This is a genomic window from Amycolatopsis circi (assembly GCF_003385235.1).
Taxonomy (GTDB): Bacteria; Actinomycetota; Actinomycetes; order Mycobacteriales; family Pseudonocardiaceae; genus Amycolatopsis; species Amycolatopsis circi.
In genome coordinates, this window is the sequence record NZ_PQIA01000013.1 from 116,575 (window position 1) to 129,391 (window position 12,817).

The following is a 12,817-nucleotide window of genomic DNA, read 5'->3' on the forward strand; positions in this document are numbered from 1 at the left end:
GGGCCGCCTAGGGCGTGAAGGTGCGGTAGAGCGGGCATCCGGAGTAGTCGGCGCGGACCGCGACCCCGTCGAGCACGACGTCGAACTTCAGCCGCTCCGGAAGTCGTTCGTCCTCGCCTACGCGGAAAGACCCGTCCGGGAGCGGGATCAGTTCCTCCGGCGGTCCACCGGTGATCGACACCCACAGCCGGTTGTCGTGGGCATAGACGTGCAAATTGGACAGCCATGGGTTGTGGCAGCGGTAGTGTCCGACGATCTCGGCCCATCGTGCAGGCGGGTCTTCCGGCGTCGGCAGGGCCGGACGCTTCCGTTCTGGCGGCGCGAATTCCGGCACCGGCTCGCTGTTGCGGGCGGCTCGGGTCGCGGCGATGAGGTGGACGACGGTCTCCTGCCACGGGCCGGTGCCGTTGGCCAGCACGACGGCCCCGATTCCGGCGTCGACGTCGCACGCGATCGCCGCGTAGTAGCCGCTCATGCCGCCGGTGTGCCAGACGTGCGGACGCCCGTCGAACTCGCCGATCATCATGCCGAGGCCGTACGAGCAGCCTTCCTCTTCGATCCGGATCGCGGGAGTGCAGAGGTCGCTTACGGTTGATCCGCCGCTCAGCAGCAGGCGCAGCCACGCGGTCAGGTCGCGCGCGGTCGAGACAACGCTGCCGTCCGCGGTGGCGGTTTCGATCCAGGTGGCCGGGACGACGCCGTCCTCGCGGACCGGGACGCGGTCGTCGTAGCGCGGTTCGTATCCGACGGCACTGCGGGCTCGTATCTCATGGGTGATCGCTGGTATGGCAGCTGGCATCCCCAGTTCGACCAGGAAGTCGCCCAGAAGTTCCTGATACGGCCGTTGGTATATCGCTTCCAGCACCAGCCCGAGCGCCTTGTAGCCGGAGTTCGAGTAGTGGAACCAGGTCCCCGGCGGCGTCGTGGCTTCGGTGTCGCGCAGTGCCCACACCTCGAAGGCGGAGTCACCGGAGACGTCAGTGCCCGCGACGATCCCGGCGGTATGCGACATCAGGTGGCGCACGGTGATCGGCGCGTGCGCGGAACGGACGGAAAACCACGGCAGGTAGTCGGTCACCGGTCGGTCCAGGTCGACCAGCCCGGCGTCGCCCGCCCGCAGCAGCAGCGCGGACGTCATGCCTTTGGAGATCGAACCGATCTGGAACAGCGTGTCCTCGGACGTCGGCTTGGCGGCGGCCAGATCGGCGTGTCCGAACGCACCGGACGCGAGGATCCCGTCGCGGCCGGTGACCGCCATCGAGAGCCCGACAGCGAAAGACTTCTCGTGCAACGCGGTGCGACAGGCCTGGTAAAGCGTCTCGTCCACGGCCTGGGGCTGGGGCGGCGTCATCTGCTGGAACCTCCGGGACCTCGGTGTCCCGACCACGGCGGGTCGATGGGCGCCAGTATCGATCCCGCCGGATCGCGGCAGCCTTGGACGAGAGCCCAGAGATTCGGCCCCGGCCTTGTGCCGGTCGCCAAAGCAGTGCCCGGACCGCCCGCACAAGGCGGCGGCCCGGGCATCCAGTCAGGTCAGCGGGGCAGCGCCCACTTCTGCGCGGGGCTGTTGTTGCAGGTGTAGAGCTGCAGCTGGGTGAATTCCTTGGTGCTGCTGTTCGGATCGTCGAGGCAGAGGCCGGAGTGCGGGTTCCGCAGCGAACCGTTGTCCTCGACCCACTGCTGGGCGCCGGTGTTGTTGCAGGTGTAGAGCTGGATGCGGGTGCCGTTCGTGGTGCCGGAATTGTCGGCGTCGAGGCACTTGCCGTGGACGCGCAGCGTGTGGTCGGTGCCGATCACCCAGTCCTGCGCGTACGTCGAATCGCAGCCGTAGAGCTGGATCGGGTTGCCGTCAGTGACCTTCGAGAACGCGTTGTCGATGCACAGGCTCGACGACACTCCGGCGACGATCGGGCCGACACGCGGGCTCGCCGGGGCCGGGCTGTCTCCGGGGTAGGACGGCGGCGCGGCCGTCGGATCCGCCGCCCACGCTTTGTTGGCCGTGGTGCCGAGGGTGAAGCTGAGCGTGCCGCCATTGCTGATGTCCGGTGCGTACGCCTTGCTCCAGGCCGTGCCATTCCACGACGCGTCCTGGACGTACGGCGCGTTGTCCGCCGCGCCGTTGCCGTTGACGGTGAGGGTCTTGCCGGACGGGAGCGTGACGACGGCTTGGCTGAAGACCGGCGAGCCCAGCGCGAGGTCGGCGGTGCCCGGGGTTTCCGGGAACATGCCGAGCGCGGACCAGACATACCAGGCGCTCATGGTGCCGAGGTCGTCGTTGCCGCCGCCGAGACCGTCCGGGGTGTTGTGCCAGATCTTGCCCTGGATCGCCCGGACCGTTTCCTGCGTCCGGTACGGCGCGCCGGTGTAGTCGTACTCCCAGGGCAGTTCGATGCTGGGCTCGTTGCCCATCCAGGCGAGGCCGTCGGCCCCGTCGAAGGTGCGCAGGACGTTGTCCAGGTAGTGGTTCATCACGGTCGGGCCGCCCTTGGCGCGGGTCAGTCCGGCCAGGTCGAACGGCACCATGCCGGTGTAGATGAACGACGTGCCCTCGACCATGCTCTTGCCGTTCGTCGGGTCGAAGTCGAGCGGCCAGTTGCCGTCGGCGTTGCGGGCCTGGACGAAACCGGACTGCGGGTTGAGCAGGTTGCGCCAGTTCTGCGCGCGATTGCGGTATGTGCGCTGGTTTGCGGTGTCGCCGAGTGCGCCGGCGAAGGCGGACAGGGCGAAGTCGGCGGTGTTGTATTCCAAAGTGGTCGCTGCGGGACCGTAAGCGTTGCAGCAGCCGAAGTTTCCGTCGTGCGGGAGGTAGCCGAGACTGTCGAGGTAATTCAGGCCCGGGCGGTTGTTGTTCGGTTTAGCCGCTTCGGCGACGAGGCCCTTGAGGGCGTCGGCGGTGTCGAAGTCGCGGGCACCGAAGGCGTAGTAGTCGGCGACGATGGCTGCGGCGGGATCGCCGACCATGACGTACGACTCGCCGTTGTTTTCCGACCACTTGGGGAAGATCCCGGTCTGGCGGTAATCGTCCACCATGGACTGTGCGGTGTCGGACGCGACCTTCGGCGCCAGCAGCGCTTCCAGCTGCGCCTGGGCGCGATAGATATCCCAACCTGAGTAGTTGGCATACACCGCGTCGTGTCCCGCGTCGACAGTGTGCGTTTTGCCGTCGAAACCGGGGTATTGACGGTTGACGTCGCTGAGCACGTTGGGATGCAGCAGCGAGTGGTACAGCGCGGTGTAGAACATCGTTTGCTGGTCCGACGTTCCACCGGTGATCTTGATCTTGCCGAGTTGGTCGTTCCACGCTTGCGCGGTGGCGGCACGGGTGCCGTCGAAGTCCCAGCCGGGGTTCTCCGCGGTCCGGTTCGCGACCGCGTTGGCTGCCGACACGTAGCTCACGCCGACTTTCGCCTGCACCATCTGGTTTCCGGTGGTGTCGAAGGTGACCGAACGGCTGCCGCCGCTTGCGAACGGACGGTCGAAGAGCAGGTCGAAGTAGACGGTGTAGCTGTTGGCCGCGCCGCAGAACGCGCCGCTGGTGACCTGCCCGCGCACCTCGGTGTTCGACACGACGGAGAACTGCGCGTTGCTGGGCCGGTTCTGGCTTCCGTCCACTTTGAACACGAGGTTCGACTGATTTCCGGCGGGAAAGGTGAACCGGCCCATGCCGCTGCGGGTGGTGGCGGTCAGTTCGGTGTTGACGCCGTTGTCGAGCTTGACTCGGTAATACCCGGCGGACGCGGATTCGTTGCTGTGCTGGAAGTTTACGTTCGCGGACGGGTTCACTCCGCCGACGGTCGGGAGGATCGGCAGGTCGCCCGCCGCGCCGCAGCCGGGGCCCGCGATGTGGGTCAGGCTGAACCCGGTGATCGTCGAATCGTGGTACTCGTAGCCTCCGCCGGGCGGCCGGGAAGTGGTGTCCGGACTCCATTGGACCATTCCGAACGGGGCGTCCGCGCCGGGAAAATCGTTGGCCTGATTAGTGGTTCCGACGAATGGGTTGACCAGACTGGCCGGATCGGCTGCCGCACGCGGTCCGGCCGCTTGAGCTGGTCCGGAACACAATCCGGCGACGGTAACGGCCGTTGCCAGCGCGCAGCTCACTCTCGCTCGAACTTTCATCACGCGTCCTTTTCAGTCGGGTTTTGTTCAGCTGATCGGCACACCGCTGGCGACCCGGCCGCGATCGATCCAGCTGCCGTGTCCGTCGCCGCCTTCCCATGAATAGACGGAAGCAGCATTGGCGGATTTGTCGACGAGCAGGTAATCGGCATTGCCGCCGCCAGTGAAATCGGCGAAGGCGACGGCACTGGAATCCGTGGTGACGCCGGTGGCCACCTGGCCTCGCGAATACCAACCGCCTTGCTCGTCGCCGCCGCGATTGAAGAACGCGTTGACCGCACCGCCCGGGGCGATCGTCACGTAGTCGGCCCGGCCGTCGCCGTCGAAGTCGGCGAAGCGCACGCTGCTGACGTCGGTGGTCGTGCCGCCGGCGACCTGGCCTCGGCCGAGCCAGCCGCCGCGACCGTCGCCGCCGCGGTTGAGATAGGCGGTGACCGCGCCGTTCTGCCCGATGGTCAGGTAATCGGCGCGCCCGTCACCGTCGAAGTCCGCGAACCAGACGCGGCTCGGATCGGCGGTGGTGCCAGTCGCGACCTGGCCCAGCGACTGCCAGCCGCCGTGGCCGTCCCCGCCGCGGTTGAGGTAGACGATCACCGCACCGTTCGGTTCGAGCAGGAGGTAATCGGCGCGGCCGTCACCGTCGAAATCGGCGAACCGGACTCGCGCCGGGTCTGTGGTGAGCCCGGTAGCGATTTGGCCGAGCGGCTGCCAGCCGCCGTGGCCATCGCCGCCGCGATTCAGATAAACGCTGACCGCGCCGTTCTGCGCGACAGTCAGGTAATCCGCGCGTCCGTCGCCATCGAAATCAGCCCAGCGGACTTTTCCGGTACCGCCGGATTCAGTTCCGGCACCGAGCGGCGGATGGCCAGTGAACAAGCCCTCGGTGTACGCCTGGCTGAGCGCGCCGGAAAAACTATCCGCCATTCGTCGGTACCCGGCATCGTTCGGATGCAGGTGGTCGACCATTTCCCCGGAAGTGAGCGCAGGTGGCTCGACGTAGCGGAATCGGTGCCCTGCTTGGGTTTCATCGGCTTCGAAGCCGCGCGCGACGAAATTGAACGCTGCGACCCGGCTTTCCAATCCTGCCGACGTCGGGATCAAACCCAGCAGCAGGACGGCGACGTTCGGCCGGTCGGCGTAAATCCGGTCGAGCAAGGTGTGCAGGCGAGCCGGTGCGTTGGCGACGTCGATGCCTCGGTCGAGGTCGTTGATGCCGAGGTGCAGCAGCACGACGTCCGGCCGGTCGAACTCGAGCCAGCCGTCGATGCCCGCGGCGACCTGGTCGATCGTGTAGCCGCTGTGGCCCTCGTTGGCCGGATCGGGCAGGCTGCCGTTGGTCTGAGTGCCGACAAACCGAGGCGAGTAACGGGATTCTCCGGACAGCATTGTCCACAGTGGAGCCCTGTACGACGACACGGTGGCGCTGCCCGCTCCGGCGGTGATCGAATCGCCGAGCGGCATGATCCGCACCGCTTGGCCGAGCGGTGCCGCTTCGGCGGACTGCGTCGGCACCGCGGCGGCCGCGAGCACTAGGGCAGCGAGAAATCGACGAAGCAGCATGGCAGCTTCCTCCGGCACGGCAAAGCGGACGGAACCCGTTCAGGCGAGCGATGCGAGTCCGGAACCGGGGTTGCGCTCCGGCGACGAGACCATGGTCAGCCCGCGATGACAACCATGTCAACGGACTGGTCCAGACATGTCTTTGTCAGAAAATCCCGGCCGCGGGAAGCCGTTCGGAATTCGGTGCGAAACACCCGAAGGAAGTCCGCCGTCCAGCGGAATCGGCTCACCATCCGGGGGAACCGGCGCACCTGAGGATCCGGGACCTGGTCGTACGCCTTCAACACCGCTTCGGACCCGCGCGGCCGCAGAACAGGGTTCCAACGTGGGATATCAGACTCGGCCCGGATCGCCGTCCAGTAGGCCGGGCAGGGATACCAGCGCGGCGGCAACACTTTTTTCAGCACCTGGGTGGCTCGGGCGGTCAGCGCACCGGACGGGAAATGCCCGGTCAACCGGTGCAGCAACTAAGATACCTCTGCCTCCCGCAGATACCTCAGCAGTCCCTCGGCGAGGATCAGAGTCGGCCGATCGGCCGGAATCTCGTCCAGCCACCCGGAATCGGTCACCGACGCGGCGATCGTCCGGTAGCCGTCGTCGGCGGAGTACAGCTTCCGGCGAAGCGCGATGACGTCCGGCAGGTCGACGTCGAACCACCGCACGCCGGACGGCGGATCGAGCCGGAATGCGCGGCTGTCCATCCCGCAGGCCCGCTGCAGCACGGTCGCCTTCGGGTGCTAGTGCAGGAATTCCGTCGCCCACGTGTCGAACTGCCACGCCCGCAACGCGACTCCGGACCGGCCGCGGCCCGCCCGCGGACGATGGAAGCCTTGTCGAGCTTCGCCCAGTCGTAGTCGATCCGCTCGACCGCCTCGCCCGCAAGCCGGTCGCCGAGGATGGGCTGCGAATCCCGCGCGTCCAGTGCGCGGAGGAACAGCGTCACGAGCATCGTTGACTGCACACCAGTGAGATCCACCCGCCCCGTAGTCACCAGTGAGGGCTTACGGGGATCTGTCCTTTGCGGAATGCGCGGAACGGTCCCGAAATCCGCTAGCCGAGGTCCTAGTGCAGCTATCCCCGGCGACCGTAACGTCCTCACCGTGTCGAAAGAAGTGCAACCCGAGCGGATCGACGGCCAGACCGTCGCGATCACCGGGGCCACGTCCGGAATCGGTTTCTACGCCGCCTCGCAACTGGCCGAACTCGGAGCCCGCGTACTCGTCCTCGGCCGGTCGGAATCCCGGGGCCGCGCAGCGGTTTCCGCACTCCCGAATCCGGAGCAGCACGAGTTCCTCCAGCTGGACCTATCCGACCGGACGTCGATCGCCCGGGTCGGCGACCACCTCGGCGAGTTGCCGCGGCTCGACGCACTCGTGCTGAACGCCGGTGTCGTCGCGGGAGCGTTCGGTCCCGGCCCAGCGCACCGGATCGGCGCGTTCGGGGTCGAGGAGATCGTCGGGATCAACCATCTCGCGCACGCGGAACTGCTGCGGCGCACGCTCCCGACAGTCAAGCGGGTGGTCAGTCTCGGGAGCATGCTGACCCGCAAGATCCCGTTCGATCGCGAGAATTGGCTGTCCGAAAGGCATTACCGGGCACGGGTCGCGTACGCAATGTCCAAGCACGCGGTGGAGATCTTCGGCTTCGAACTACAGCGGCGGCTTGCTGAGATATCAGTGCAGTCGGTTGTCGTACACCCGGGCGGGGCGATCGACGCACTCACGCTAGGGCGGCCCGGAGCGCGGGCGGCCCGTGCGGTGTTCCGCGGAGTCGTGCAGGGGAAGGATCAGGCAGCCCGGCCGGTCGTCGCCGCGGTCGCCTCGCCGGAGTTACGCGGCGGCGAATACCTCGGTCCGCATCGGACCGCGCACGCGGAGGTGCAACAGCCGGTGACGACGAGCCGCGATCCGGAGCTGGGCGGGTGGCTCTGGACGGAGACCGAACGGCTGCTCGGCGCGCGGATCCCGACCGAGCCGCGTCACCCGATCGGGTAGAAAACCTCGCGGGGCCGCTCGTTAACCACCAGCTAGCCTTGAGCCGTGGACGATCCGGCGGTTCTGGACGCCTTGGCGCAGCGGCTGGCGCGGATCGGCGAGCGCCGGGATCTCGACGTCCCCGCGCTGCTCCGCCGCCTCGGCATCCGGCCGGACCGCACCGGCGTCACCCGTCGGCAGGTCTCGGACCTCACCCGCGAACTGTGGCTCCAGACCGACGACGAACTCTTCGCCCTCGGCCCCAGAGCCCCGCGCGGACTGTTCCGGCTGGTAGTCCGGTCGATAGCCCCCGCGCCCGACCTGCGGGCCGTCCTGGGCCGCCTGGAAGAAGCCGCCGAGGTCCTGCCCGGCATGCCCGCCGTCGCGGTGCGCGCGGCAGCTCCGCTGGTCGAGGTGGAGATCGACGTCCGCCAGCTCGACGATCCCGACCACGTCGCGGCCGAACTGGTCGCCATCGTCGTCCACCGGCTGCTGAGCTGGCTCACCGGCCAACGCATCGACCTGCGCGAACTCCGCCTTCCGTGGCCGAAGCCGGACCACGCGCCGCATTACGAGCTGGTCTTCGGCCGCCATCCGCAGTTCGACGCCGACGCGCTGGTCCTCGCCTTCGACGCCAAACTCCTGCCCGCCCCAGTGCTCCGCAGCGAGGCGGAGCTGGCCGAGTTCCTGGAGGACCAGCCCGAGGTCTCGCTCGCCACCCGCGACTACGGCTCGTCCCACGCGGACCAGGTCCGCGCCATCGTCGAGCAGGGCACCACCGCGCCGGAGGACATCGCCGCGCGGCTCGGGATCAGTGCCCAGCACCTGCGTCGGTTGTTGCGTGCGGAGGAGACGTCGATCGGCGAGATCCGGGACGCTGTCCGCCGGGACGCGGCGATCGCCAGCCTCCGCCGGGGCGACGAATCCATCGAGAAATTGGCTCAGCGGCTGGGTTTTTCCGAAGCCAGCGCGTTTCGGCGGGCGTTTCGCCGGTGGACCGGGCGAGCACCCGGCGACTACCGCTAACCCGGCACCCGCAACGCCCGCATCCGCGCATACAACGTCGTCCGCGAAATCCCCAACGTGCTCGCCGCCCGCACCTTGTTCCCGCCGGCCGACCGCAGCGCCGCCACGATCGCGTTTCGTTCCGCCCGCTCGATCGGCGCCAGCTCATGTCCCGAGGCGTCCGCCACCAGCGCGGGTGGCAGGTCCGTCGGGCTGATCGCGCCGACCGACCGTTTGCGGATCGCCTGGCTCAGCACGCCGCGCAGTTCCGGCAGGTTCCCGGGCCAGTCGTAGGAGCCGAGGATGCGCAGCGCCCCCGGCGTGATGTTGTGCGTGCGCGCGGCCCCGAGTTCGGCCAGCATTCGCGCGGCGACCTCGGGAAAGTCCGGCCGGTGCGCCAGCGGCAGCAGTTCGACGTTCTCCCCGCACGACGCGATCAGCGCGCGCTCCGGTCCGGTCAGGCCCTCGCGCGGTCCGGTCGTCAGCACGAGATGCGGGCCGACGCCGCGGGCGGCATGGGTGGCGACCAGGTCGACCAGTTCAGCGGGCAGGAGGTCCGCGCCGTCGACGCAGATGCTGCCGGTGCCGGTCTCGACCGCGGCGGTGAACCGCGCGGCCCAGGCCGCCGACCCGCCGAGCACGGCTTCCGAGCCGGTCAACGTGACGCACGGTTCCTCGGGCACGCGCAGCCGCGCCTCGGTGGTGCGGCCGGTCCCGGGCGGGCCCGAGATGTGCACGTGCCCGGCCACCGGGCCGGGCACGACAGCAGCGCGACGTCGCGCCCGCCGGGTCTCGTCCGCGCTCAGCGGGTGGATCTCGACCAGCACTCCGCCGCGCGCGCCGGCCACCGGTTCGGCCCGGACCCGCGCGCGCTGGCCGGAGCGCAGTTCGGTCTCCATTTCGGACGGTCGGCTCGCGTCGCCCGCGAGGTTCCACAGCAGCGCGACGTCCGCGCCTTCCAGCAGGTCCGCCGCGGCTTGGTTGCACAGCAACAGGTCCGGGCCGATCGCGACCACCGGCCGGGTCGGGCGCGACGTCGCCTGGAACGCGGCCAGCAGCGACCGTTCGGACACGCGGCTGCCTTCCAGCAGCTGCCGTTCTATCTCCTCGACCGCTTTCGCGACCAGCGGCGCGAGCAGCGGGTTCGCCTCGGCGGCCAGCAGCGTGATGTCGAGCGCGCCCTCGAGCCGCCGCGTGACCGGGTGGAAAATCGGGTGCCCGTAACAGCTGAAACCGCGCAGTGCCTCGGCGTAGTGCTCCTCCCCGTGCACGACGATGCTCGACCGGGTTTCCAGCGCCGTGCCCGGGCCGGTGGTCCCGACCTCGTCCTCCAGCAGGCAGGTGCCGACCCCGATGCCGAGCTGGTCGAGACAGTCTTCGACGGCGCGGTCGGCGCTCCACCGGTGCACGAGCCTGCCGTCGTGGTCGACGAGCACAGTGGACATCGCGGTGCCGGCGAGCCGCTCGTCGAGGTCCTCCAGCACCGGAGCGGCCGCCGCGAGCAGCTTGCTGGCCGGGTCGACCTCCGCGGACCGCAGGCCGAGCAGCGCGGTTTCGGGGCGCACTCCGGCGAGCGACGCACGGCGCCAGGACTGGGCGATCGGTTCCCGCAGCACCACGCTGCGCGAGGACGTCATCGAGCTCACGCGGATCTCCACCTTCGTTGGTGACGCGGAGGACCATAACCATCGCTCTCCGCTGACGCTGTACAGAAGTTGAACAATTGGCGCCCAGTTCACCCGGCAAGGTGGTTGCCCACCACCACACGCGTGCACGTGATGCGATCCGGCACGCACTCGTTCCCTCGAAAGGGGAGGCAACGTGACTCTCAGTCACTCCGAGCCGGACACCGGGAAGGAGCGCGGGGGCGTTTCCCGGCGTGGATTCCTCGGTTACGTCGTCGCGGCCGGAACCCTCGTCGTGGCCGCGGACGTCGGGCTCGCCAGCCCCGCGGCAGCAGCCGTTCCCTCCGCTCCGCAGCCGCCCGAGCTGTACGACCTCAACGACGCGCTCACCGACGCCGGGCTTCCGACGTCGCAGCTGATCACCGTCACCATCAACAAGGACGGCAGCGCCTCGTTCGAGATCCCGCGCGCCGAAGTCGGCCAGGGCATCACCACCTCGACCGCGATGATCATCGCCGAGGAACTGGACCTGCCGGTCGAGAAGGTGCACGTCACGCTCGCCCCGGCGCGCCCGGAACTGCTGTTCAACCAGCTCACCGGCGGGTCGAACACCACGGTTTCGACCTACACGCCGATCCGCGTCGCCGCCGCGATCGCCAAGCAGCAGCTGCTCGAAGCGGCGGCGATCCTGCTCGGCGGCACCGCCGAGCGGTTCATCGTCAAGGGCGGCATCGTCACCGCACCGAACGGCAAGACCGCGACGTACGGCGAACTGGCGACGAAGGCCGCGTCCAGCACCACCAAGCAGGTGCAGCTGGACCCGAGCAAGCTCAAGGGCTCCAGCGAGTTCACGGTGCTCGGCAAACCGCAGACCCGGCTCGACGCGCTCGACATCGTGACCGGCAAGAAGCAGTTCGCGATGGACCTGGACGTCCCCGGCGCGCTGCCGACGATGATCTGCCGTCCGCCGACGCTCAACGGCACGCCGAAGGGCATTCGCAACAAGGCCGACGTGCTGAAGCTGCCCGGCGTCACCGACGTCGCGATCATCCCGACCGGGGTCGCGGTCCGCGCGGAGACGTTCGGCCAGTGCATCGACGGCGTGCGCGCGCTGCAGGTCGACTGGGGTCCCGGCAGTGTCGAGGGCCAGGACGACGAAGCCGTGCTCGCCAATCTGCGCCGCGCGGAGCTTCCGCTTGCGGTGCCGAAGGTTCCGATTCTGACCAAGACGGTCGAGGCGGATTTCGAGTTCATGTTCCGCTCGAGCGCCGCGCTGGAGCCGTACTGCGCCGTCGCCGACGTCCGCGACGGCAGCGCGGAGATCTGGGCCGGGCTCAAGTCGCCGATCGTTTCCCAGGGCGAGGTCGCGCAGGCGATCGGATTGCCGCAGGGCAAGGTGAAGGTCCACGTCGTCACCGGCGGCGGTTCCTTCGGCCACAAGCTGTTCGGCAACCACGCCATCGAAGCGGCGCAGGCGTCGAAGGCGTTCGGCAAGCCGGTGCGGCTGATGTGGCACCGCGCCGACGAGCCGCGCCAAGGCCGGCTGCACCCGATGGCGACGTCGCGGATCCGGGCCACCGTGCTCGCCGGTAACGTGCTCACCTTCGAGCAGCGGCACACCTCGGTCGAGACGTCGTTCCGGCACGGGCTCGGCGAAATGCTCACCTCGGTCGCCACCAAACTGCCGACCGGACTGGGCAACCTCGGCGTCGCCGAGGCGGTTTTCGTGCTGAGCCAGGAAATGCCGTACAACTTCGGAGTCGTCGACCAGACACTCACCGAAACCGACCAGCGGTTCAACACCGGGTCGATGCGCAACGTCTACTCGCCCGACGTCGGCTGCGCCAACGAGCTGGTCGTCGACATGCTCGCCAAGGCGATGGGCAAGGACCCGTACGACTTCCGGATGGAATTCCTCAAGAACGACAAGGTAAAGGGCGTACTGCGCAAGGTCGCCGAGGTCGGCGGCTGGGGCAAGAAGATGGCGCCGGGCACCGCGCAGGGCATCGCGATCCACAAGGAGTACAAGGGCGCGAGCGCCTGCCTCGTGGAAATCGACTGCCGCCCGGAGACGGTCAACCGCAAGATCCGCGACGGCGTCGCCGGTCCGCGCGTGACGAAGGCGGTCATCGCGCTCGACGCCGGGCTGGTGATCAACCCGCGCGGCCTCGAGGCGCAGATCATGGGCGGTTTCGCCGACGGGCTGGCGCTGGCGCTGACCAGCAGCGTCCACCTGAAGGACGGGCATTTCCTGGAAGCCAGCTGGGACAACTACTTCTATACCCGGCAGTGGAACATCCCGCAGGACTTCACCGCGATCGCGATGCCGTCCAACGGCGAGCAGCCGGGCGGCGCGGGCGAAGCGGGCGTGGCCTGTTCCGTCGCGGCCGTCGCGTGCGCGTACGCCCGAGCGACCGGGAAGGTCCCGAAGCGGTTCCCGATCAACCACGACGACCCCATCAGTTTCGAGGTCAAGTCGTTTGTCCCGCCCGTTCCCGAATCGCCGACCGACGGCCTGAGCCACACCTACTGAGG

At 68.6% G+C, this 12,817-nt stretch carries 9 protein-coding genes; 3 read left to right on the top strand and 6 right to left on the bottom strand.

The features are described 5' to 3' along the window. Positions 1-7: 7 nt before the first annotated feature. From D0D37_RS07210 to D0D37_RS47320, 5 genes are all read right to left on the bottom strand, one after another. The gene (locus D0D37_RS07210; protein WP_116199735.1) at positions 8-1,351 is read right to left on the bottom strand and encodes a serine hydrolase domain-containing protein; all 1,344 of its coding nucleotides are present in this window, start codon (positions 1,349-1,351) and stop codon (positions 8-10) included. A 182-nt stretch (positions 1,352-1,533) separates the two neighbouring features. Continuing rightward, positions 1,534-4,119 carry a lectin gene (locus D0D37_RS07215; protein WP_116199736.1) on the bottom strand — a complete coding sequence of 862 codons (2,586 nt, stop codon included), beginning with the start codon at positions 4,117-4,119 and terminating at the stop codon, positions 1,534-1,536. A gap of 27 nt (positions 4,120-4,146) precedes the next feature. Next, complete coding sequence (locus tag D0D37_RS07220) at positions 4,147-5,679, bottom strand: FG-GAP-like repeat-containing protein (RefSeq protein ID WP_116199737.1); 1,533 nt, start codon at positions 5,677-5,679, stop codon at positions 4,147-4,149. Between the two features lie 95 nt (positions 5,680-5,774). Then, positions 5,775-6,146, bottom strand: a complete 372-nt coding sequence (locus D0D37_RS07225) for a hypothetical protein (RefSeq protein WP_116199738.1) — start codon at positions 6,144-6,146, stop codon at positions 5,775-5,777. Continuing rightward, positions 6,147-6,380, bottom strand: coding sequence for a class I SAM-dependent methyltransferase (locus D0D37_RS47320; RefSeq protein ID WP_208719834.1), 234 nt, complete (start codon positions 6,378-6,380; stop codon positions 6,147-6,149). A gap of 399 nt (positions 6,381-6,779) precedes the next feature. Between D0D37_RS47320 and D0D37_RS07235 the strand changes: the two genes are divergently transcribed. Then, the gene (locus D0D37_RS07235) at positions 6,780-7,673 is read left to right on the top strand and encodes an SDR family NAD(P)-dependent oxidoreductase (protein ID WP_162834109.1); all 894 of its coding nucleotides are present in this window, start codon (positions 6,780-6,782) and stop codon (positions 7,671-7,673) included. Between the two features lie 45 nt (positions 7,674-7,718). Further along, positions 7,719-8,678 carry an AraC family transcriptional regulator gene (locus tag D0D37_RS07240; RefSeq protein WP_116199739.1) on the top strand — a complete coding sequence of 320 codons (960 nt, stop codon included), beginning with the start codon at positions 7,719-7,721 and terminating at the stop codon, positions 8,676-8,678. Here D0D37_RS07240 and D0D37_RS07245 read toward each other — a convergent pair. Next, on the bottom strand, positions 8,675-10,294 hold the full coding sequence (locus D0D37_RS07245; RefSeq protein WP_244223422.1) for a sigma-54-dependent Fis family transcriptional regulator: 1,620 nt from the start codon (positions 10,292-10,294) through the stop codon (positions 8,675-8,677). The two genes, D0D37_RS07240 and D0D37_RS07245, sit on opposite strands and share 4 nt — an antisense overlap. Before the next feature lie 184 nt (positions 10,295-10,478). On the opposite strand from D0D37_RS07245, the gene D0D37_RS07250 reads away from it, so the two are divergent. Further along, on the top strand, positions 10,479-12,815 hold the full coding sequence (locus D0D37_RS07250; RefSeq protein WP_116199740.1) for a molybdopterin cofactor-binding domain-containing protein: 2,337 nt from the start codon (positions 10,479-10,481) through the stop codon (positions 12,813-12,815). Positions 12,816-12,817 lie beyond the last annotated feature (2 nt).